Here is a 20,493-nt window from a genome sequence, read left to right as displayed (position 1 = left end):
CGGCGGAGCCCCGGCCCGTGGGTGCGCCAGCCGCGCCCGGGGCCGGGGCTGTTTTGCGGGTGTGACGATGGGTGCGCTAGTGTTGTCCAGGCACGAACGAGCACGGCAAGTGTGAGGCTGGACAGCCAAACACAAGCCATCGCTCAGGCTACGCGGGGTGGAGCAGCTCGGTAGCTCGCTGGGCTCATAACCCAGAGGTCGCAGGTTCAAATCCTGTCCCCGCTACGAGATGAACGGCCCCGGAGAGAGATCTCCGGGGCCGTTTCGTTTCAGCCGTGTCCGGGCAGCACCCGCCTCGAGGGGGCGAAATGAGTGAGCCGGTAGCCGACGTGGTGGCCAGGGGCTACGACCGGTTGGCGCAGGCGTACGCCGGGCTCGAGGACGGTGTCGAGTGGCCCCGACTGCGCCGGCTGCGGGAACTGCTGGCCCGGCTGCCGCAGGGGTCCCGGGTGCTCGACCTCGGTTGCGGCAACGGGGTTCCGGCCACCGCCGAGATTGCTAAACGGCACGTCGCGTTCGGTGTCGACGTGTCGCCCCGCCAGATCGAACTCGCCCGGCAGAACGTCCCGGACGCGACGCTGTCCGTCGGCGACGTCCTGGAGCTGCGCTACGAGCCCGGATCGTTCGACGCGATCGTCGCCTTCTACACCTTCGACCACATCCCGCGCGAGCGCCTGCCGGAGATGCTCGACCTGATGCGCGGCTGGCTCGCCGACGGCGGCTGGGCGCTGTTCACGGTCGAGGCCGAGGAGCAGGTCGACACGGTCGCGAAGTGGCTGGGCGAGCCGATGTTCTTCAGTTCGTACGACGCGGAGACCAGCCGGCGACTGGTCGCCGAGGCCGGCTTCGAGATCGTCGACGCCGAGGTCGAGGAGCAGTTGGAGGGCGGCCACCCGGTCAGCTACCTCTGGATCACGGCGCGTCGGCGCGAGGAGGAGCGGTGAAGAACCCCGACGAGTGGGACCGGGCGTACGCGGCCGCCGGCCTGGCGTTCGATGTGGAGCCACATCCCGAGTTGGCGCGGGCCGTCGGTGACCTGCCGCCCGGGCGGGCCGTGGAGTTCGGCTGCGGGGAGGGACGTCCGGCGATCTGGTTGGCCACCCGGGGCTGGCGGGTCACCGCCGTCGACTTCTCGCAGGTGGCCGTCGACCGCGGCCGGCAGGTGGCGGAACGGCACGGGGTCGAGGTCGACTGGCAGGTCGCCGACGTACAGGCGTACGAGCCGGCCGGTCCGATCGACCTTGCCGTGGTGCTCTACCTGCACATCGGCAGCGCGGAGATCGCGACGGTACTGCGCCGGGCCGCGGCCGCGCTGGCGCCGGGCGGCACCTTGTTCGTGCTCGGCTGGGACCGGAGCAACGCCGTCGCGGGGACCGGGGGCCCGCGCCCGGCCGATCTGCTCTACGACGCCGCGGAACTGACCCGGGCGGTCGCCGGGCTGCGGGTGCGGCGGGCCGAGGCGGTGCCGCAGCTCGGCTCGGCCGACGCGGCCGACCTGGTGCTGACGGCGTACCGGCCGCCGGCCTGACCGGACCGCCACACTCCGACTACCTCCCAAACGATCGTTTGGCTATCGTTCGGGGAAAGTCGCCGCTCCAGAAGTTGGTGGTCCGATGTCAGAGGCTTTCCTCGTCGGCGGGGTCCGCACCCCGATCGGCCGGTACGGCGGCGTGCTCGCCGGCGTACGGCCGGACGACCTCGCCGCCCTGGTGGTCGGTGCCGCCGTGGAGCGCGCCGGCGTCGAACCGGCGGCGGTGGACGAGGTGATCCTCGGCGCGGCCAACCAGGCGGGCGAGGACAACCGGAACGTGGCCCGGATGGCGGTGCTGCTCGCCGGCCTGCCGGACGAGGTGCCCGCGTACACGGTGAACCGGTTGTGCGCGAGCGGCCTGACCGCGGTCGCGAACGCCGCCCAGGCGGTCCGGGCCGGCGACGCGGACATCGTCGTCGCCGGCGGCGTCGAGTCGATGACCAGGGCGCCGTGGGTGACCGAGAAGCCGGCGACCGCCTGGGCGAAGCCGGGCGCGACCTTCGACACCGCGCTCGGCTGGCGCCTGGTCAACCAGCGGATGACCGGGCTCGACGGGGGCAAGGCCACGATTTCGATGGGCGAGACCGCCGAGGAGGTCGCGAAGCTCGACGGAATCAGCCGGTCGGCCAGCGACGCGTACGCCCTGCGCAGCCAGGAGCGGGCGGCGGCGGCGATCGCGGCCGGCCGGTTCGCCGCCGAGATCGTGCCGGTGCCGACCCGGACCGGACCTGTCGACACCGACGAGTGCCCGCGGCAGACCTCGCTCGACCGGCTGGCCGGCCTCAAGCCGGTGTTCCGGGCGGACGGCATCGTCACCGCCGGCTCGTCCAGCCCGCTGTCCGACGGCGCCGCGGCCATCGTGGTCGCCAGCGCCGAGGCCGTACGCCGGTACGGGCTCACCCCCCGCGCCCGGATCCTGGCCGGTACGTCCGCCGGGGTGCCGCCGCACCTGATGGGCCTCGGGCCGGTGCCCGCGACCGAGAAGGCGCTCGCCCGGGCCGGACTGTCCATCGGCGACCTCGACGCGGTCGAACTCAACGAGGCGTTCGCCGCCCAGGTGCTGGCCTGTGCCGGCCGGCTCGGCGTCGACGGGGAGCGGCTCAACGCCGACGGCGGGGCGATCGCGCTCGGCCACCCGCTGGGCGGCTCCGGCACCCGGCTGGTGGTCACCCTTCTCGGCCGGCTGGAACGCGACGGTGGCCGGCGCGGCCTGGCGACGATGTGTGTCGGTGTCGGCCAGGGCGCGGCGCTGCTGGTCGAGCGGTTGTAGATCCGGCCCGGTGCCGGCGCGGTGGCGGGTCCGGCCACTGTGTAGTGTCGGCCCGGCTCCGAGTCACGACCCGCGCGTGGGGTGACGGCTACGGGTTGGTAAATGTGTTGGCTGATCGGCTGAAGCCGTCAGCCCGGGACTCGACCTAGGCTCCGATGCCATGTTGTTATCCCATCGCCGGAAAGACACCGGCCCGGCCATCGCCGAGTTCTGGCGGTGGTGGCCACAGGGCCGCCCGTGCGTGGAAGCCGCCATCGCCGACGGCGACTGGTCGCCGGCGCTCGTCGCCGAGATCGCCGGCCGGGTCAAGGCCATCCACAAAGGTCTGGAGTGGGAGTTCTCGCGGGGCAACCGGTCGAGTCATCTGCTCGTCGTCTCCGCGGCCGGTGACGCCCGGTTGCGGTCGATCGCCGAACGGTGGCGGCGGGCCGCCCCACCTCCGGACCGGCACTGGGAATTCCAGTCCACCCGCCAGCCCGACCCCGACGCGCTGAGCGCTGCCCTCACGGTCGCCGGCTTCGAGGTCAAACTGCCCGACCTGGCGTACGGGTTCGCCGTCGACAGCGGTCGCCACGAGGTCGACATCGTGGTCTACCACCCGATGTTCGGGCAGATGCCGGTCCTGGAACGACTCCGGGTGGTGTTCCTGGCCCTGGACTGGCTGCTCGGCGAGGTCGCCGCCGAACTGTGGATCGGCACGGTCGAGACCGCCGTCGAGCCGACCCCCGACATGCGCGGCGGCGAGGCGCTGGTGGCGGCGGTGGCGCACGTGGCCGCCCAGGTCGACGACCAGACCTGGGAACTGCGGGAGTTGCGGGACGGCCGACGGACCTACATCGCCTCGCTCCGGCATCCGCTCAAACCGGTCCGGTGGCCGCATCTCGACACCCACCTGCGGGTCGAGGTCGGCTTCCCGGGCGTCGGTGACAGCGGGATGCCCGACGACACCACCCTGGCCGACCTGCGGGCGCTGGAGGCCCGGCTGATGGCGGCGCTCGGTGCCGACGCCGTACTCGTCGCGCACGAGACGCGCGCCGGGCGGCGGATCTTCCACTGCTACGCCGAGGCCGATCGGCCGACCGAGGCGCCCGCGGCGGCGGTGATCGGCGGCTGGGCACGGGGCCGGACCAGGGTCCGCTGCCGGCCCGATCCCGGCTGGGAGGGTATCCGTCACCTGGGCTGATCCGGGCTGTTGGGGTACGCGACTTGCTCCCGGCCGTCAGGATGGACCCATGTCTTCACTCGGAAAGTGGTGGGTGCGGCTCGGCGCGCTGGTCAGCACCCTGACTCTGGCGGTGTTCGTGCCGGCGGCGGCCTGGGCCGCCCAGACCGGCGTCGACGGGGTGGCCGGTGAACTCGCCCGTGGTCGCGGGCGTGGCTTCGGTGGCTTCCTCATCGGGCTGTGCTGTCTGTTCGTGGTCGGGATCATCGTGGTCGCGCTCGTGCTGGTGATGCGCAGGAGGGGTGGCGGCCGGCGCTGACCCGCCCCGGCCCGCGTGGTGCCGGCGTACGACGTCGGGGCCGCGCCGCGCGTTCAGGTGGCCAGGGCGGCGCGGGCCTCGGCGACGAACTCGTAGGCGGCCGTGCGCGGGGTGGCCCGGCCGAACTGCACGTCCTCGGCGTGGGCGACCAGCAGGGCACGGATCCGGGCGTGGCCCTTCGGCGGCGGTGCCGGCGCGGGGCCGAAGTGCTCCGCCATCCGGGCCTCGAACGTCACCGTGCGCTTCATCTTCTCGTCGGTCAGGTTCGCGTTCACCGCGTCCCGGACCCGGGCGTTCGGGCTCAGCCCACGCTCGGTGCCGAGGATGGCGCCAGCCTCCGGATCGTTCACCAGAAAGTTGATCACGTCGACCACGGTGTCGGCGTGCCGGGTGCCCCGGAAAGCCGCCCAGTACATCGACGCCTGCGTCCACTGCCCCTTCGGCGAACCCGGGTAGGAGACGACCCGGAGATCATCCTTGGTGTACCGCTGCAACTCGGTGAGCTCGTTCGACCACGCGAACGACGTGGCGGCCCGGCGGTTGACGACGAGTTGCCGGGCAGCCTCACCGCCGTTGGCCTGCTGGGTCACCGCCGCCGACGGGGTGGCCCGGGAGGCCCGCGCACGCTGCCACAGTTCGAACCAGCGGGTCACGTCCGACTCGCTGAAGCCGATCTCGCGGCCCTGGTAGAACTCCTTGCCCTGGGTCCGCAGCCACAGCCACAGCGCCCGGTGGTCGGCGGAGGCGTCCATCGTGCCGGCCGTCTGCCCGCCGCTCGCGCGGGTCACCTCCGACGCCCACCGGAAGAACTCGTCGTACGTCATGCCGATCCGCGGCTCGTCCAGTCCGAGCCGGTCGAGCAGCGACCTGTTGTAGACCATCGCGGGCGTGTTCGCGGCGGCGGCGACCGCGACGGTACGCCCGCCGACCTGCCCGTACTGGGCCAGGCCACGGGGGAACTGGCTGAGGTCGAGCGCGCCGGAGGCGACGTGACCGCTCAGGTCCAGCACGATGCGGCTGTCGACGTACTCGGTCAGGTAGTCGTCGTCGATCTGGAACAGGTCGGCGACGTTGCCGGCCGCGGCCTGGGTGGCCAGGCGCTCGTAGTAGCCGGTCTCGCCCTGCCAGGTGACCCGGAACGTGACCTCGGGGTGCCGGGACGAGTAGAGCTTCAGCGCCCGCTCGGTCAGTTCGGCGCGGCGTTCGCCGCCCCACCAGAAGACGGACAACTCGACGCGGTCCCCGCTGTCGACCGTACGGTCGTCGGTGCACCCGGTGAGGCCGATGGTGGCGAACAGGACGAGCGCCAGCATCGGGGAGAGTCGGCGTAGCCGGCCTGGGGCGGGGGAGAGCCGGCTCAGCCGGCCTGGAGTGGGGGCGTGGCGGCTCAGCCGGCCCGGGGCGGGGGTGAGGCGGCTCAGCCGGCCTGGAGCGGGGGAGAGCCGGCGGCGCGGCTGCCCCGGGGGCGGGGGCGGGGCGGGTACGGCAGGTAGCACGGCATCTCCAGATGGGCGCCGCCGGTGCACGGCGATCCGGATCATTTACACAGGTGGGCCGGCGGGGTGTCAACGGACTGCCGGTCAGGCTGGCCGGACAGGACGGCTGAAAGCGCCGGATGGTAGCCGGATCAGGTGGCGTGTCCGGGTGGCGGGCCGGCCCGGTGCCGGGGCGGGGCGAACGGGGCCGCGTGATGTACTGACCGGGTGAAACTGCTGCACTCGGGCAAGGTCCGCGACGTATACGCCGACGGCGACGATCTCATCCTGGTCGCCTCCGACCGGGTTTCGGTCTACGACGTCGTGCTGCCGACCCCGATCCCGGACAAGGGCAGACTGCTCACCCAGCTTTCGCTGTGGTGGTTCGAGCAGCTCGCCGACCTGGTGCCCAACCACGTCGTCTCCGCCACTGACGTACCGGCGGAGTTCGCCGGCCGGGCGATCCGTTGCCGCCGGCTGGAGATGGTTCCGGTCGAGTGCATCGCCCGGGGCTACCTGACCGGTCTCGGCCTGAAGGAGTACGAGCGGAGCGGGTCGGTCTCCGGCCTCCAGCTCGGCCCCGGCCTGGTCGAGGCGTCGAAGCTGCCCGAGCCGATCTTCACCCCGACGACCAAGGCGCCGGTCGGCGAGCACGACGAGTTCATGACGTACGCCGAGGTCGTCGACACGGTCGGCGCGGAGACGGCGGAGCAGCTGCGGGACATCACCGTACGGGTCTACCGGCGGGGCGCCGAACTGGCGGCCGAGCGGGGGATCATCGTCGCCGACACGAAGATCGAACTGGGCTGGGCGCCGGACGGCACCCTGGTGCTTGGCGACGAGGTGCTCACCTCGGATTCGTCGCGCTTCTGGCCGGCGGACTCCTACGAACCGGGCCGGCCCCAGTTCTCGTTCGACAAGCAGTACCTGCGGAACTGGGCGGCCGGCACCGGATGGGACAAGCAGGCGCCCGCGCCGGAGGTGCCGGCCGAGGTGGTCGAGATGACCCGGGCCCGCTACGTCGAGGTCTACGAGCGCCTGACCGGCCGCACCTGGTGACCCCGTACCCCGCGATCTGACCCGCTCCCCGCGCCGCGACCCGTGACCCCGTACCCGCGATCTTGCACTTGTCGCCGCCCGATCCGGGCGAATGGGGGAGACAACCGCAAGATCGCGGGAAGGTGGGGGTGGTCAGTCGACCCAGTCGAGGGTGCGGGCGACCGCCTTTCGCCACTGGGCGAGTTCGCGGTCGCGGTGCGCCGAGTCCATCGCCGGCCGCCACCGGGCGTCCTCGCGCCACTGGGCCCGTAGCGTGTCCAGGTCAGGCCAGTAGCCGACGGCCAGCCCGGCGGCGTACGCGGCGCCGAGGCAGGTCGTCTCGGCGACCGTCGGCCGCACCACCGGCACGTCCAGCACGTCGGCGAGGAACTGCATCAGCAACTCGTTGGCGGTCATGCCGCCGTCGACCCGCAGCCGGCGCAGTGCCACGTCGGAGTCGGCGTTCATCGCGTCGACGACCTCTCGGGTCTGCCACGCGGACGCCTCCAGCACCGCCCGGGCCAGGTGCCCCTTGGTGATGTAGCCGGTCAGCCCGGCGATGACGCCCCGGGCGTCGGTGCGCCAGTGCGGGGCGAACAGCCCGGCGAACGCCGGCACGATGTAGCAGCCGCCGTTGTCGTCGACGGTGCGGGCCAGCGTCTCGACCTCGGCGGCGGTGGAGATCAGGCCCAGGTTGTCGCGCAGCCACTGCACGAGCGACCCGGTCACCGCGATCGCGCCCTCCAGGGCGTACGTCGCCGGCCCGTCACCGATCCGGTAGGCGACCGTGGTCAGCAGCCCGTGGCCGGACACGACCGGGGTGGCACCGGTGTTCAGCAGCAGGAAGCTGCCGGTGCCGTACGTGCACTTGGCCTCGCCGGGCTGGAAGCAGGTCTGGCCGAACAGGGCGGCCTGCTGGTCGCCGAGGGCGCTGGCCACCGGCACCCCGGCCAGCGTGCCGCGCGCCTCGCCGTACACCTCGGCCGACGACCGGATCTGCGGCAGCATCGCGGCCGGGATACCGGCGGCGGCGAGGATCTCCTCGTCCCAGTCGAGCGTGCGCAGGTCCATGAGCAGGGTCCGGCTGGCATTGGTGACGTCGGTGACGTGCCGCCCGGTGAGCTTCCAGATCAGCCAACTGTCCATGGTGCCGAAGAGCACCTCACCGCGCTCGGCCCGCTCCCGCAGCCCGTCGACGTGCTCCAGCAGCCACATCAGCTTCGGCCCGGCGAAGTAGGTGGCCAGCGGCAGCCCGGTCCGGGCCCGGAATTGCTGTTCGCCGTACGCCTCGTCGAGCCGCCGCAGTTGCCCGCCGGTCCGGGTGTCCTGCCAGACGATCGCGTTGTGCACCGGCCGGCCGGTGTCGCGGTCCCAGACCACCGTCGTCTCGCGCTGGTTGGTGATGCCGATGGCGGCGAGGCGCTCCGGGACGATCGACGCGGAGGCGAGTGCCTCGCGTACGACGGTCTCGACGTTGGCCCAGATCTCCTCGGCGTCGTGCTCGACCCAGCCGGGCCGGGGGAAGATCTGCCGGTGCTCGCGCTGGGCCACGGTGACAATGGCACCGGTGGAGTCGAAGACGATGCACCGCGAAGACGTGGTGCCCTGGTCGATGGCGGCGACGTACGAGTCGGTCACCCGAGCACCGTAACGCCGGGGCCGGGCCTTCGCGAGCCGCTGGTAGCGTGCCGGGATGGCGTTGTTCGATCTTCCGCTGGACCGGCTGTGGACCTACCGGCCGGAGGTTGCCGCACCGGCCGATCTGGACGGATTCTGGGCCACGACGCTCGCCGAGGCGCGGGCCGGGGCCGCACCCGTCGAGGTGCGCCGGTTCGAGACCGCGCTGCGCGGCGTGACGACGTACGACGTGACGTTCACCGGCTTCGCCGGTCAGCCGGTGCGGGCCTGGCTCAACCTGCCGGCGGCCGCGTCCGGGCCGCTGCCGCTCGTCGTCGAGTTCATCGGGTACGGCGGCGGCCGGGGTCGCCCGCACGAGTGGTTGCTGTGGTCGGCGGCCGGCTACGCGCACCTGGTGATGGACACCCGTGGCCAGGGCGGGATGTGGCGGGGCGGGGACACCCCCGACCCGGGGCCGGACGGCGCCGGGCCGTCGGTGCCGGGGTTCCTGACCCGCGGCGTGCTCGACCCGGCCGGCTACTACTACCGGCGGCTGCTGACCGACGCGGTGCGGGCCGTCGACATCGCCCCGGAACTGCCCGGCGTCGACGCGTCCCGGCTGGCCGTGGTGGGCGGCAGCCAGGGCGGCGGGCTGGCGCTGGCGGCGGCGTCGCTGTCGGGCGGCCCGGTGCGGGCGGTCGTGTCGCAGGTTCCGTTCCTGTGCCACGTACGGCGGGCGGTGACGATCACCGACGCCGATCCGTACGCCGAGCTTGTGCGCTTCTGCCGGGTGCACCCGGAGCGGGCGGCCGCCGCACTGTCCACGGTGGACCACGTGGACCTGCTGCACCTGGTGCCCCGGGCGACCGCGCCGGCGCTGTTCAGTGCGGCGCTGATGGACCAGACGTGTCCACCGTCGACGGTGTTCGCGGCCTACCACGCGTACGCGGGGCCGAAGGAGATCGAGGTCTACGAGTGGGACGGGCACGAGGGCGGCCGGGCGCACTTCGCCGCCCGCAGCCTGGAGTTCGTCGCGGCACATCTGCCCTGACCGCCCTCTCCTTCCCCGCGATCTTGCAGTTGTCTCTCCCCCTTGTCGGGTTTGCCGGGCGACAACTGCAAGATCGCGGGGAGTGGGAAGGTCAGGCGCGACGCCACTTCTGGTTGGCGCCGCCGTTGCACTCCCAAAGCTGGAGCGGGGTGCCGTCGGCGGAGTTCCAGGCGGAGACGTCCACACACTTGTTGGCCTGTGGATTGACCAGGTCGCCGGCCGCGCTCAGCACGAACTGCTGGGCCGGATTGCCGCTGCAGTTGGCGAGCTGGATCGCCGCGCCGTTGGCGGACGAGCCCCACGCCACGTCCATGCACTTGCCCAGCGCGCGCAGCGTGCCGTCGCCGGGAGCGGTCCACTGCTGCGCGGCGGTGCCGTTGCAGGTCCAGAGCTGGAGCCGGGCGCCGTCGACGGAGTTGCCGCCGGGTACGTCGATGCACTTGTTGGCGTAGCCGACGATGGCGTTGCCGCCGCCCCCGCCGTTGTTCTGGTGGGCGTAGACACGTACGTAGTCGATCGTCATCTGCTGCGGGAACTGGGTGGTGCCGTCGGGGTAGCCGGGCCAGTGGCCGCCCACCGCCACGTTGAGGATCATGAAGAACGGGTGGTCGAAGACCCAGCGGTTGCCCCGGAGGTCGGCGGGGGTCTTGCGGCCGTACTGGATGCCGTCGATGTACCAGGTGATCGAGTCCGGTGCCCAGTCGACGGTGTAGACGTGGAAGTCGTCGGCGAGCCGCCGGCCGCCGGGCAGGGTGTAGCTGCTGGTGATGCCGGCGCCGCCGGAGTAGCCGGGACCGTGCAGCGTGCCGTGTACGGTGCTCGGCTCGCGGCCGATGTTCTCCATGATGTCGATCTCGCCCGAGTTGGGCCACCCGACGCTGCCGAGGTCGTTGCCGAGCATCCAGAACGCCGGCCAGATGCCCTGGCCGCGCGGCACCTTGATCCGGGCCTCGAAGCGCCCGTACGCCTGGGTGAACTTGCCGTTGGTCAGCAGCCGGGCCGAGGTGTACTGGCAGCGGCCGTAGTGGCAGTTGTAGTTGGCGGGGTTCTCCCGGCGGGCGGTGATCACCATGTTGCCGTTGCCGTCGAGCGCGGAGTTGCTGCGGCTGTTCGTGTAGTACTGCTGCTCGTTGTTGCCCCAGCCGCCGCCGCCGATGTCGTAGGACCACTTGCTCGGGTCCGGTGCGCCGCCGGCCGGCCCGTTGAACTCGTCGGACCAGGTCAGCGGGCCGGGTGCGGCCAACGCGGTGCCGGACGTCTGTGGTGCCACCAGCATGGCGGCCAGGCTGGCGCCGGCGACGGCCAGCGCGAGCAGGGTGCGGGGTCTGGTTCTGGACACGATGCACACTCCCTGTGGCTGATGTCCATCAATCAGTAAGCAAACTTTATAGATTGATGTAAATCAGAATTTATGTGCGGTTGACCACAGTGTCAAGAGAGCGCTCTCGCGTTGCCGTGGGTCCGGCCGTGCGAGGGCTGTGCGGCTGCGGTTGGCCTGGTCACGTCGCGCTGGGCCGGTGGTCCCGTGGTCCCGTGGGGTCCGTGGTCCCGTGGGGTCCGTGGTCGCGTGGTCGCGTGGGGTCCGGGCTGATCAAGGAGCAATCGTGGTCTGTGCGGGGCGGAATGCCGGATACATTCCCCTGATCGGTGTCGTGGGGTGGGGGAGCCGCGCCGGCCCGTGCTCGGCCATGCTGATCGAGGAGTAGTCGTGGCCTGTGCGGGGCGAATTGCCGGAGACATCCCCTTGATCGGCGCGGCCCCTCGGCGCGGCCCCTCGGCGCGGCCTCGCGGGCCCCGCGGCGCGACCGCACGGTGCGGCCGCACGGCGCATGGGCGGGCGGCGGAGGTCGGGCGGGGAGGCCGGGGGTGTACGGGGCTGGCCTAGCATGGCGGCGTGCGTGACATGGCGACGGAGCTGCGGGTAACCACCCGCAATGCCCGCTTCCAGCAGTGGTCCGCCCTGTTGGAGAACCGGAACCGCCGGCACCGCGCCGGCGAGTTCCTGGTGCAGGGCGTACGGCCGATCACCATGGCCGTCCGCCACGGCTGGGAGATCCGTGCCCTGCTCCACGACCGCAGTGGCCCGCTGTCCCGCTGGGCCCGGGAGATCCTCGACGCGACGCCGGCCACCCGGGTCGCGATGGCCCCCGAACTGCTCGCCGAACTGGGGGAGAAGGCCGAGGAGTCGCCGGAACTCGTTGCCGTCGTCGGGCTGCCCGCCGACGACCTGGAGCGCATCCCGACCGGCCCGGATCTCCTCGCGGTGGTCTTCGACCGCCCCACCAACCCGGGCAACATCGGCACCCTGTTGCGCTCGGCGGACGCGTTCGGCGCCTCCGGTGTCATCGTCACGGGTCACGCCGCCGACGTCTACGACCCCCGCGCGGTACGGGCCAGCACCGGTTCGCTGTTCGCCGTACCGGCGGTCCGGTTGTCCTCGGCCGAGCCCGTGCTGGACTGGTTGGACGCCCTGTGGGCCGCCGGGATCGAGGTCGACGTGGTCGCCACCGACGAGCGCGCCGAGGTCGACCTGCCGGACGCCGACCTGACCGGCCCGACGTTGCTGCTCGTCGGCAACGAGACCACCGGCCTCAGCGCCGCGTGGCGGGAGCGTGCCGACCGGGCGGTCCGGATTCCGATGGGTGGTTCGGCCAGCTCGCTCAATGCCGCCACCGCCGCGTCGATCGTGCTGTACGAGGCGGCCCGGCAGCGGTCGGCGGGTCACCCGGCCGGTTGAGCGGCGTTACCCCGGGCCGCCACCTCAGCGGTCGCGGCACGAACCGGACCGTCGGCGCCGGTCAGTCGCCGGAATCGGCTGCGACCGGGTCGGGGCCGAGTGCCGCGCTGATGCGTACGGTGGTGCCGGTCGGGCTGCTCCGCACCACCATCTCGTCGCTGAGCTGGTCGGCGAGCCACAGCCCCCAGCCGCCGGCGGTGTGCGGGGCGGGCCGGTCCCGGTTGCCGAGCCGCTCGGCGCCGATTCCGCCACCGGCGTCGGAGACCTCGCACAGGACGGTGTCCTCCTGGCTCCACAACCGCAGCCGGCCCCGGCCGCCGCCGTGCCGTACGGCGTTGGTGATCAGCTCGTTGACGGCGAGCACGAAGTCGTCGAGCCGTTGGCCGGTGAGCCCGGCGGCCGTCGCGCACGACGCGACGACGTGACGCAGGTTGGTCACCTGGTCACGGTCGAAGGTCTCGGTGAGCAGCGGCGGAGGTTCGATGGGCATAACCGTACGCGGTGGATGCTGCTCTGCGTCGGTCATGTGTTGTCCAGCCACCGATAGTCGGGTCCCCGGCCACACCACGCTACGTCGGACGACGGCGCCACGCATCCCTGACCTGCGCGGAGAAGCCTCACGATCGTTTATCAGTCAGGCATATGACATCGTCGGGACGTGATGGATTGCGGGGGTGGGCGGTGGCCCGCCGGTTCGGTCCGCCGGGCGGGCCGGTGACGACGATGGGGCCGGGCAGCCTCCAGCAGCCGATGTGGCGGGCCATCGCGGTGTTCCGGTTCGCCGCGCTGGCGTACGTGCTGGTCATCGTCGCCCGGGACGTGCGCGACTACACCCGGCCGCTGGCCGCGCTGCCGGTGCTCGTCGTGCTGCTCGGATGGACGGTCGCGACCGCGTACGCGTACGCCCGGCCGGTCTGGCGCCGGTGGCCGCTGCTCGGTGCCGATCTGCTGATGTCCGTCGCGGTCCTGGTGGTCACGCCGTGGGTGGTCGGCCGTACGGCGTTGAACGCGGGCGCACCCACGCTCGGGGTGGCCTGGCAGGCCGGGCCGGTGCTGACCTGGGCGGTGTCCGGTGGCCGGCGACGTGGCGTGGTCGCCGCGCTGGTGGTCGGTGGTGCCGACCTGGCAGTCCGGGAACGGCTGACCCGGTCGTCGCTGACCGGCACCGCGTTGATGCTGCTCGCCGCGCTCGCGGTCGGGCACGTGGTGCGGTTGACCAGCGCCGCCGAGGAGCGGTGGCAGCGGGCGGTGGCGCTGGAGGCGGCGACCCGGGAGCGGGAAGCCGCCACCCGGGAGCGGGAACGGCTGGCCCGGGGCATCCACGACTCGGTGCTGCAGGTGCTCGCGCTCGTACAGCGGCGGGGCGCGCATCTCGACGGCGAGGCCGGTGAACTGGCCCGACTGGCCGGTGAGCAGGAGGAGGCGCTCCGCGCGTTGATCGCGCGGGAGCCGGCTGATGACGACGGTCAGCTGCTGGACCTTCGTACGTTGATCGGCCGTTACACCTCCCCGCTGGTGTCGGTCGCCACGCCGGCCACTCCCGTACGCCTGCCGGCCGGGACGGCCCGGGAGATCGGCGCGGCGGTCGGCGCGGCACTCGACAACGTCGAACGGCACTGCGGTCCACAGGCCCGGGCCTGGGTGCTGGTCGAGGACGAGGGCGGCGCGGTGATCGTCTCGGTCCGCGACGAGGGGCCCGGTCTGCCCCCCGGCCGGCTGGACGAGGCGGCCGGCCAGGGACGTCTCGGCGTCGCCCAGTCGATCCGGGGCCGCATCGGCGACCTCGGCGGCACGGTCACCATCACCTCGGTGGCCGGTGAGGGCACCGAGGTCGAACTCACCGTCCCTAGGCTGGACCCATGAGCGAAGGCACACCAGAGCGAGGGGACGCGGTGAGCGAGCGGAGCGAGCGAGTCGGTTGGCTCGGGTTGACTCACGGCGGCCGTGAGCGGAGCGAGGGGACGCGGTGAGCGAGCGGAGCGAGCGAGTCGGTTGGCTCGGGTTGACTCACGGCGGCCGTGAGCGAAGCGAGGGGACGCCGTGAGCGAGCAGCCGATCCGGGTGATGGTGGTCGACGACCATCCGATGTGGCGTCAGGGCGTGGCGCGCGATCTCGACGAGGCCGGCTGCGAGGTGGTCGCGACCACCGGTGAGGGGCGCCAGGCGGTCCGCATCGCCGGGGCCACCCGCCCCGACGTCGTGGTGCTGGACCTCCAACTGCCCGACATCTCCGGCGTCGAGGTCATCCACGGCCTGGTCGCGGCCGTACCCGGCGTGCGGGTGCTGATGCTGTCGGCCAGCGGTGAGCAGCAGAGTGTGCTCGACGCGGTGAAGGCCGGCGCGACCGGCTATCTGGTGAAGTCGGCTGCGCCGCACGAGTTCATCGAGGCGGTACGGCGGACGGCCGCCGGGGACGCCGTCTTCACCCCGGGGCTCGCCGGGCTGGTGCTGGGGGAGTACCGGCGGCTGGCCACCGAGCCGGAGACGACCGACGACGCCGGTACGCCCCGGCTCACCGACCGGGAGACCGAGGTGCTGCGGCTGGTGGCGAAGGGGATGTCGTACAAGCAGATCGCGCAGCGGCTCGGCCTGTCGCATCGCACCGTGCAGAACCACGTGCAGAACACGCTGGGCAAGCTCCAGTTGCACAACCGGGTGGAACTGACCCGGTATGCCATCGAGCGCGGCCTGGACTGAACCCCGGCCACCCGGTCCGGTTCAGTGCAGCGGCGGTGGCTCGGTCTCGTGGATCGCCAGTTCCTCCTCGGTCGCGCCGCCACCGGCCGCGCCCGCGTCGTGGGCGATCGAGTCGGTTTCGCGGTCGGTCTCCAGGCCCTCGTCGGATTCGACCAGCCGGCCGACCGTCCCGCCGATGGAACTGTCCAGGCTCCCGTTGTCGTAGATCGACACCTGGGACGACGGGTCGGACGTCGGACCCGGGTTGAGCACGTCGGAGTCGAACTGCGCCTGCGCGGCGGCCTCCTCGCTGGTCGCCTCGTCGGCCAGCCTGGGATCGGCCGGGGTACCGAGGGGTTCCTCGACCGGGGGGTCGAGCCGCTCGCGGGCGATCTTGGCGTCCAGCGACTCGCCGTGCAGCTGCTCCTCGGCCGTGGTGCCGAAGCTGTCGACCGCCATCGGCTCGTCGGCCGGCAGGGTGGCCGGGTTGGGGCCGTCGGCTTCCCGGCCGGTGTCGACGCCGTCCTTGGCGGCGGAGTCGTCGTCGGCGACCCGGGGTATGCCGTCGGCCTCCGGGTCGGAGACCGGCTTCGGATACTCGTCAGCACGCATGCCATCCGGACTACCCAGCGGGCCACAGCGGTAACCGGATCTTCGCCGCGTCCGGCTTCCTGGAAGTCTGCTGAAAATGATCCGTCGATCATTGCCCCGCGCGATCAACGGCCAGTAGGGTCGCCGGCAAGAAGTCCCATGAACCGGACTTCACGGGGTGCTCAAGACGCGGGCATCAGTCAGCACAGCGGCGCTGTGCCGCGATCCTCCGCCAACCGCCCGGTGCGGTGGCGGCCCCCTGGAGGCTGCCCATGGTCCCTACGTCCGTCGCGACCGTACCGACCGATCCCGGCATGCTCGACGAACTGGCCGAGTCCTACGCGGCTCGGGTCACCGGACTGGCACCGGACGCCGCCGAGCGGTGCCGGCTCCGGGAGCGGCTCGTCCACGCCGCGCTGCCGCTGGCCGCCCGGCTCGCCCGTCGTTACCAGGGGCGGGGAGAGCCGCTGGAGGACCTGGAGCAGGTGGCCCGCCTCGGGCTACTCAAAGCCGTCGACCGCTACGACCCCGGGCGCGGCGCCTTCACCGGCTTCGCCGCCATCACCATGGCCGGCGAACTGCGCCGGCACTTCCGCGACCGCACCTGGGGCGTGCACGTCCCGCGCCGGATGCAGGAACGCAGCATGGAGGTCAGCCGGGTCACCGCGGAGCTGACCACCGAGCTGCACCGGGCACCGACCACGGCCGAACTGGCCGACCGGATGGGCACCGGCACCGAGGACATCCGGACCGCGCAGGAGACGTCGGCCGCCTACAGCGCGATGTCGCTGAACGCGCCGGCCCACGCCGACGCGACCGGCGAGCTGGCCGACCAGCTCGGCGACGCGGACGGCAACCTCGACTCGGTCGACGACCGGCTGACCGTCAGCGCCCTGCTGTGCCGGCTGCCGGCCCGTGAGCGGCGGATCCTCGCCCTGCGGTTCTACGGCAACCACACCCAGGCCGAGATCGCCGCCGAACTGGGCATCTCGCAGATGCACGTGTCCCGGCTGCTGGGCCGGGCGCTGGCCTGGCTGCGGGAGGCGATGTTCAGCGACGCGCCGCTGCGCTGGCAGGCCGGGGTGGTGCCGACCGACGCGCGGGACCTGTCGGTGCGGATCCGGCTCACCGGGGCGGTCGCGGTGGTCGCGGTCGCCGGCGAGGTCGACCGCGACAACGCCGGCCTGCTGCGGGACCGGTTGCTCGAAGCGGTCCGCCGGGGCGTTCCGGAGGTCGCCGTCGACCTGGGCGGCGTACCGTTCATCGACGCGGCGGGCATCTCCGCGATCCTGGTCGGCTTCGAGGCCGGGCGCGGCGCCGGGGTCCGGCTGCGGATCACCGCGCCCCGGCCGCAGGTGCTGCGTACGCTCCAGGCCGCCGGGCTGCAACCGCTGCTCGAATCGTCCCCGAAGTCCGCCGGCTGACGCCGGCGGTCGCCCGGCGACGGGCGGGATGTGGCTAGGTCGGCTCGTCGTCGGGGTGCAGCATCGCCCACACGACCTTGCCGTCGTCGAGGGCGGTGGTCCCCCAGCGGCGGGCGACCGTGTCGATCAGAAGCAGGCCCCGGCCGCCGGTCGACGACGGCGCGACCGGCCCGCCGAAGCGCGGCAGCACCGTCGACCAGTCCCGTACCGACAGGTGCAGGGCGCCGTCGCGGGCCGCCAACCGTATGGTCATCGGGGTGTGGGCGTGGGCGACCACGTTGTTGACCATCTCGGTCGCCGCGATGCACGCCGAGCCGGCGACCTCCGGCAGGTCCCACCGCCCGCACCCCTCGGTCACCAGGTCGCGGACCCGGCGGGCGGCTCCCACGACCGGCTCCAGGTCGTCCCGGAGCGTGGTCACCGGTCCCGGGGCGGCCAGCCGGGTGAACGCCTCGGGCAGGTCGCGCGCCACCGGCACCCCGGCCTCGCCCCAGGAGGTGTCCGGCATGCCGGGCGGCACGTAGAGCACGAACCGGCCGGCCGGCCACTGCTCGGCCTCGGCGGCGACCGCCCGGAACACGGTTAGCGCCGCCGGCTCGTCGACCCGCAGCCCGGACACGTCGACGACCACGGTGTCACCCCGGTCGGCGAGACATCTCAGCAGCGCGCCCCGCAGCGATCCGGCGGCGGACAGGTCGAGGACGCCGACGAGTTCGACGAGCCCGCTCGGGTCGTCACTCTTCACCAGGCATCGCACGTCGGTCGGCATGATCGCTCCATTGTGCATGTCGGTCCACCGGCGCGCAGCGGATGATTCCGCACCGATGGTCGCAGGCCGCCACGCACCCGGCCGGGTTCCGTGTTTCCGGTACCCCGTGCCACACCGGGACATGCGGCCGGGCGTTTCCCCGGGGCGATCTTCCGGGTACCGGCCCGGCCATGTGCCGGAACAGATCATGGTGGCCCACCGCCCGGGACCTGTCGTGACGGAGGGGCCGGATCCGCTCGCCGCCGTCGTCGAGCAACTCCGGGCCGAACGCGACGGTCTGCGTACCGCGATGCGCGGCCGGGCGATCATCGAACAGGCCAAGGGCGTGCTGATGGCCCGTGAGCGGATCACCGCCGAGGAGGCGTTCGACCGGCTCCGCCGGGTGTCGCAACGGACCAACGTCCGGCTGGTCGAGGTGGCGGCGCGTACCGTCGCCCGGGTCGCCCCGCCCCCGACCGTCGGCCGGCTCCGGGCCGCCGCCGCCCGGCCGTCGGTTCCGGCCGAGGACGACGGTACGACCGCGCCCGCGACCCCGGACCGGGACGACGGACGGGCCGGGACCGACCGGCTCGTGGCGCACAGCCGGCACCTGCTGATGGTCACCCGGGTGGACGCGGCGGAAGCGTACGACGACCTGGTGGAGGCGCTGGCGGAGACCGGACCGGACTGGCCCGGCCCCGGCTCGGTGGTGCTGGCGCTGACCGAACCCGACGGGGCACTGCGGGTCGTCGCCGCCCGTGGGATACCGGCCGAGCTGGCCAGCCAGTGGGCCCGGATACCGCCCCAGATCGACACCCCGCTGACCGACGCCGCCCGCGACCGGAGCCCCGTCCTGCTGCCCGACCGGGACGCGGTACGGCGGACGTACCCACGGCTTCTGGAGCTGAACGCCCGGCTGGCCGCCTGCGCGGCGCTGCCGCTCACCCACCGCGGCCGGCTGCTCGGGGTCGTCGGCCTGACCTGGCGGGTGCCGGTCGACCTCGACCACACCCGGCAGACCTACCTGATGGCGGCCGCCGACGTGGTCGCCCGTGGCGTGGTGCGGCTGACCGGCGGTGCCGGCGCCGCACCGCCGGACTGGATCCGGGCCGTGCTCGACGCGAGCGTGGTGCCGGCCGCCGCACTGCGGGCGCGTCGGGCCGGCGCCGAACCGGCCGACTTCGAGTTCGCGCAGTTCAACGACCTGGCCGCGCGGTGCGCGGACCGGCACGGCGTACGGCTGGCCGGCACGACCCTGCTGACCGCCCTGCCCGGTGTCGGCCCCGGCGAGCTGTTCCCGTTCTGTCGCGACGTCCTCACCGACGGGCTGCCCCGGTCCCTCGCCGGGGTCCGGCCGCCGACGGCCCAAGAGGGGCAGCCGGGCGGCGGGTACGAGGTACGGGCGGCGCGGCTCGGCGACCTGGTGTTGATGAGCTGGCGACCGGTCGCCGCCGACCCGGGCGGTCCGGCCACCGGACGGCGTACCGGCGACCGGGGCGGCACCGGCCGGTTCGGGGCCGACGGACGGCCACCCGGCGGCCGCCCCGCGCCCGGCCGACCGAGTTGACACGTTTCGTCTCCCCGCCCAGTGGTTAATGGGAGCCTCTGACCAGAGGCTCCGACAACCCTGACCGTCGCGGAGGTGAGCCTATGCGTGTCGGACTCGTGTGCGCCCATGCCGGACCGGTGGGTACGGACCGGACGACATCCGCCAGCACCCACGAGCACGTCGCCCGGGTCGCCGCCGAACTGACCGGCCTCGGGCACGAGGTACGGGTCTACGAACGGCGCGAGGATCCCGCCGCCGAGGCCACCGTCACGGTCGACGGCTACCGGATCGAGCGGGTCCCGGTCGGCCCGTCCAGCCGCACGCCCACCGCACCGCTGGTGCCGTACGTGCCCGAGTACGGCCGCTGGCTCAGCGAACGCTGGTCCGGCGGTGACTGGGAGCCGGAAATCGTCCACGGGCACTTCTGGCTGGGCGGGCTCGCCGCGGCCAACGCCGTCCGCGCCACCGACATCCCGGTCGTGCAGACGTTCCACTCGCTCGGCGCCGAGCAGTTGCGTCATCTCGGCCGTGACTACGACGGGCCGGGGGAGCGGATCCCGCTCGAACTCGCCCTCACCCGGGCCGTCGACATGGCCGTCGCGCAGTCCACCGACGAGGTCGACGAACTCACCCGGATGGGACTGCAACGGGCCGCGGTGACCGTGGTGCCGGCCGGGGTCGACACCACCCGGTTCCACCCCGACGGCGAGGCCGTACCCCGGGACCGCAAGCCGCGCATCCTGTCCGTCGGCGGTCTCGGGCCGCGGCACGGACACGACGACCTGATCCGGGCGATGCGGCTCGTCGGTGACGTCGAACTCGTCATCGCCGGCGGCCCGCCGGCCGGCGAACTGGCCAACCACGCCGAGGCCCGCCGGCTGGGCGAACTCGCCCGGCGCCACGGGGTCGGCGAACGGGTACGCCTGGTCGGTGCGGTGCCGCACGAGCAGATGCCGGCCTGGTACCGCTCCGCGGACGTGGTCGCCTGCACCCCCCGCTACGCGTCGGCCGGCCGGGTCCCGCTGGAGGCGATGGCCTGCGGCGTGCCGGTCGTCGGCTACGCGTTCGGCGGGATCACCGACACGGTCCTCGACGAGGTCACCGGCCGGCTCGTCCAGACCGGCGACGTACGCGGGCTCGGTATCACCCTGCGCCGGCTGCTCGCCGACGACGCGGGCCGGTTCGCGTACGGGCACGCGGCGGTGGACCGGGTCCGGTGCAGCTACACCTGGGACCGTACGGCCGGGGCGCTGGAGCGCCTCTACGAGCGGGTGGTACGCCGTCGCCGCCCGGCGGAGAACTGAC

19 protein-coding genes and 1 tRNA gene are annotated in these 20,493 nt (G+C 73.0%); 14 read left to right on the top strand and 6 right to left on the bottom strand.

All coding sequences use genetic code 11. The annotated features are described in order from the left end of the window. Nucleotides 1-151 precede the first annotated feature (151 nt). The 6 genes from QCD66_RS31570 to QCD66_RS31545 all read left to right on the top strand — a co-directional run bounded on the left by QCD66_RS31570 (nucleotide 152) and on the right by QCD66_RS31545 (nucleotide 4,282). Nucleotides 152-225 (top strand) — tRNA-Met (locus QCD66_RS31570). 83 nt (nucleotides 226-308) lie between these two features. Continuing rightward, nucleotides 309-944 carry a class I SAM-dependent methyltransferase gene (locus tag QCD66_RS31565; RefSeq protein WP_375735309.1) on the top strand — a complete coding sequence of 212 codons (636 nt, stop codon included), beginning with the start codon at nucleotides 309-311 and terminating at the stop codon, nucleotides 942-944. Continuing rightward, complete coding sequence (locus tag QCD66_RS31560; protein ID WP_375735308.1) at nucleotides 941-1,528, top strand: SAM-dependent methyltransferase; 588 nt, start codon at nucleotides 941-943, stop codon at nucleotides 1,526-1,528. The genes QCD66_RS31565 and QCD66_RS31560 overlap by 4 nt, the downstream gene beginning before the upstream one ends. A gap of 85 nt (nucleotides 1,529-1,613) precedes the next feature. Beyond that, complete coding sequence (locus QCD66_RS31555; protein ID WP_375735307.1) at nucleotides 1,614-2,801, top strand: thiolase family protein; 1,188 nt, start codon at nucleotides 1,614-1,616, stop codon at nucleotides 2,799-2,801. Nucleotides 2,802-2,961: 160 nt separating this feature from the next. Then, complete coding sequence (locus QCD66_RS31550; RefSeq protein WP_375735306.1) at nucleotides 2,962-3,984, top strand: DUF695 domain-containing protein; 1,023 nt, start codon at nucleotides 2,962-2,964, stop codon at nucleotides 3,982-3,984. A 49-nt stretch (nucleotides 3,985-4,033) separates the two neighbouring features. Beyond that, nucleotides 4,034-4,282 (top strand): hypothetical protein, encoded by a 249-nt coding sequence (locus QCD66_RS31545; RefSeq protein ID WP_357533249.1) that lies wholly within the window; start codon nucleotides 4,034-4,036, stop codon nucleotides 4,280-4,282. Between the two features lie 53 nt (nucleotides 4,283-4,335). Here QCD66_RS31545 and QCD66_RS31540 read toward each other — a convergent pair whose 3' ends face one another. After that, the gene (locus tag QCD66_RS31540; RefSeq protein ID WP_375735305.1) at nucleotides 4,336-5,595 is read right to left on the bottom strand and encodes an ABC transporter substrate-binding protein; all 1,260 of its coding nucleotides are present in this window, start codon (nucleotides 5,593-5,595) and stop codon (nucleotides 4,336-4,338) included. A 390-nt stretch (nucleotides 5,596-5,985) separates the two neighbouring features. On the opposite strand from QCD66_RS31540, the gene QCD66_RS31535 reads away from it, so the two are divergent. Further along, the gene (locus tag QCD66_RS31535) at nucleotides 5,986-6,816 is read left to right on the top strand and encodes a phosphoribosylaminoimidazolesuccinocarboxamide synthase (RefSeq protein WP_375735304.1); all 831 of its coding nucleotides are present in this window, start codon (nucleotides 5,986-5,988) and stop codon (nucleotides 6,814-6,816) included. Between the two features lie 132 nt (nucleotides 6,817-6,948). Here QCD66_RS31535 and glpK read toward each other — a convergent pair whose 3' ends face one another. After that, nucleotides 6,949-8,433 carry a glycerol kinase GlpK gene (gene glpK / locus QCD66_RS31530; protein ID WP_375735303.1) on the bottom strand — a complete coding sequence of 495 codons (1,485 nt, stop codon included), beginning with the start codon at nucleotides 8,431-8,433 and terminating at the stop codon, nucleotides 6,949-6,951. Nucleotides 8,434-8,488: 55 nt separating this feature from the next. On the opposite strand from glpK, the gene QCD66_RS31525 reads away from it, so the two are divergent. After that, nucleotides 8,489-9,463, top strand: a complete 975-nt coding sequence (locus QCD66_RS31525; RefSeq protein WP_375735302.1) for an acetylxylan esterase — start codon at nucleotides 8,489-8,491, stop codon at nucleotides 9,461-9,463. 91 nt (nucleotides 9,464-9,554) lie between these two features. Here the strand turns inward: QCD66_RS31525 and QCD66_RS31520 are convergent, their stop codons facing one another. After that, the gene (locus QCD66_RS31520; RefSeq protein WP_364218403.1) at nucleotides 9,555-10,739 is read right to left on the bottom strand and encodes a family 16 glycosylhydrolase; all 1,185 of its coding nucleotides are present in this window, start codon (nucleotides 10,737-10,739) and stop codon (nucleotides 9,555-9,557) included. A gap of 627 nt (nucleotides 10,740-11,366) precedes the next feature. On the opposite strand from QCD66_RS31520, the gene QCD66_RS31515 reads away from it, so the two are divergent. Continuing rightward, the gene (locus QCD66_RS31515) at nucleotides 11,367-12,200 is read left to right on the top strand and encodes a TrmH family RNA methyltransferase (RefSeq protein ID WP_375735318.1); all 834 of its coding nucleotides are present in this window, start codon (nucleotides 11,367-11,369) and stop codon (nucleotides 12,198-12,200) included. Between the two features lie 61 nt (nucleotides 12,201-12,261). Here the strand turns inward: QCD66_RS31515 and QCD66_RS31510 are convergent, their stop codons facing one another. Continuing rightward, complete coding sequence (locus tag QCD66_RS31510) at nucleotides 12,262-12,726, bottom strand: ATP-binding protein (protein WP_364218187.1); 465 nt, start codon at nucleotides 12,724-12,726, stop codon at nucleotides 12,262-12,264. A gap of 155 nt (nucleotides 12,727-12,881) precedes the next feature. Between QCD66_RS31510 and macS the strand changes: the two genes are divergently transcribed. Continuing rightward, nucleotides 12,882-14,063 (top strand): MacS family sensor histidine kinase, encoded by a 1,182-nt coding sequence (gene macS, locus QCD66_RS31505; protein WP_375735301.1) that lies wholly within the window; start codon nucleotides 12,882-12,884, stop codon nucleotides 14,061-14,063. Nucleotides 14,064-14,264: 201 nt separating this feature from the next. Beyond that, nucleotides 14,265-14,897, top strand: a complete 633-nt coding sequence (locus QCD66_RS31500; RefSeq protein WP_357533452.1) for a response regulator transcription factor — start codon at nucleotides 14,265-14,267, stop codon at nucleotides 14,895-14,897. A 21-nt stretch (nucleotides 14,898-14,918) separates the two neighbouring features. Here QCD66_RS31500 and QCD66_RS31495 read toward each other — a convergent pair whose 3' ends face one another. After that, complete coding sequence (locus QCD66_RS31495; RefSeq protein WP_375735300.1) at nucleotides 14,919-15,488, bottom strand: DUF5709 domain-containing protein; 570 nt, start codon at nucleotides 15,486-15,488, stop codon at nucleotides 14,919-14,921. Nucleotides 15,489-15,739: 251 nt separating this feature from the next. On the opposite strand from QCD66_RS31495, the gene QCD66_RS31490 reads away from it, so the two are divergent. Next, the gene (locus QCD66_RS31490; RefSeq protein WP_375735299.1) at nucleotides 15,740-16,891 is read left to right on the top strand and encodes a SigB/SigF/SigG family RNA polymerase sigma factor; all 1,152 of its coding nucleotides are present in this window, start codon (nucleotides 15,740-15,742) and stop codon (nucleotides 16,889-16,891) included. A 34-nt stretch (nucleotides 16,892-16,925) separates the two neighbouring features. On the opposite strand, the gene QCD66_RS31485 is transcribed toward QCD66_RS31490, so the two are convergent. After that, entirely contained in the window at nucleotides 16,926-17,660 is a 735-nt protein-coding gene (locus QCD66_RS31485; RefSeq protein ID WP_375735298.1) for an ATP-binding protein, read from the bottom strand. A 214-nt stretch (nucleotides 17,661-17,874) separates the two neighbouring features. Between QCD66_RS31485 and QCD66_RS31480 the strand changes: the two genes are divergently transcribed. Then, the gene (locus QCD66_RS31480) at nucleotides 17,875-19,206 is read left to right on the top strand and encodes an ANTAR domain-containing protein (protein WP_375735297.1); all 1,332 of its coding nucleotides are present in this window, start codon (nucleotides 17,875-17,877) and stop codon (nucleotides 19,204-19,206) included. An 83-nt stretch (nucleotides 19,207-19,289) separates the two neighbouring features. Next, the gene (locus tag QCD66_RS31475) at nucleotides 19,290-20,492 is read left to right on the top strand and encodes a glycosyltransferase (protein WP_364218195.1); all 1,203 of its coding nucleotides are present in this window, start codon (nucleotides 19,290-19,292) and stop codon (nucleotides 20,490-20,492) included. The last annotated feature ends 1 nt before the right edge of the window (nucleotide 20,493 follow it).

Source organism: Polymorphospora sp. A560 (assembly GCF_045781765.1).
GTDB classification, from domain to species: Bacteria; Actinomycetota; Actinomycetes; order Mycobacteriales; family Micromonosporaceae; genus Polymorphospora; species Polymorphospora lycopeni.
The sequence above is the reverse complement of the archived record's forward strand: the minus strand, read 5'-3'. Positions and strand labels throughout refer to the sequence as shown.

Coding starts and splice junctions, on each gene's coding strand:
- QCD66_RS31555 (WP_375735307.1), top strand. CDS start 1,614: ATGTCAGAGGCTTTCCTCGTCGGCGGGGTCCGCACCCCGATCGGCCGG.
- QCD66_RS31540 (WP_375735305.1), bottom strand. CDS start 5,595: ATGCTGGCGCTCGTCCTGTTCGCCACCATCGGCCTCACCGGGTGCACC.
- QCD66_RS31485 (WP_375735298.1), bottom strand. CDS start 17,660: ATGCCGACCGACGTGCGATGCCTGGTGAAGAGTGACGACCCGAGCGGG.
- QCD66_RS31525 (WP_375735302.1), top strand. CDS start 8,489: ATGGCGTTGTTCGATCTTCCGCTGGACCGGCTGTGGACCTACCGGCCG.
- QCD66_RS31565 (WP_375735309.1), top strand. CDS start 309: ATGAGTGAGCCGGTAGCCGACGTGGTGGCCAGGGGCTACGACCGGTTG.
- QCD66_RS31495 (WP_375735300.1), bottom strand. CDS start 15,488: ATGCGTGCTGACGAGTATCCGAAGCCGGTCTCCGACCCGGAGGCCGAC.
- QCD66_RS31500 (WP_357533452.1), top strand. CDS start 14,265: ATGGTGGTCGACGACCATCCGATGTGGCGTCAGGGCGTGGCGCGCGAT.
- QCD66_RS31550 (WP_375735306.1), top strand. CDS start 2,962: ATGTTGTTATCCCATCGCCGGAAAGACACCGGCCCGGCCATCGCCGAG.
- QCD66_RS31515 (WP_375735318.1), top strand. CDS start 11,367: ATGGCGACGGAGCTGCGGGTAACCACCCGCAATGCCCGCTTCCAGCAG.
- QCD66_RS31510 (WP_364218187.1), bottom strand. CDS start 12,726: ATGACCGACGCAGAGCAGCATCCACCGCGTACGGTTATGCCCATCGAA.
- QCD66_RS31520 (WP_364218403.1), bottom strand. CDS start 10,739: ATGCTGGTGGCACCACAGACGTCCGGCACCGCGTTGGCCGCACCCGGC.
- QCD66_RS31490 (WP_375735299.1), top strand. CDS start 15,740: ATGGTCCCTACGTCCGTCGCGACCGTACCGACCGATCCCGGCATGCTC.
- QCD66_RS31545 (WP_357533249.1), top strand. CDS start 4,034: ATGTCTTCACTCGGAAAGTGGTGGGTGCGGCTCGGCGCGCTGGTCAGC.
- QCD66_RS31475 (WP_364218195.1), top strand. CDS start 19,290: ATGCGTGTCGGACTCGTGTGCGCCCATGCCGGACCGGTGGGTACGGAC.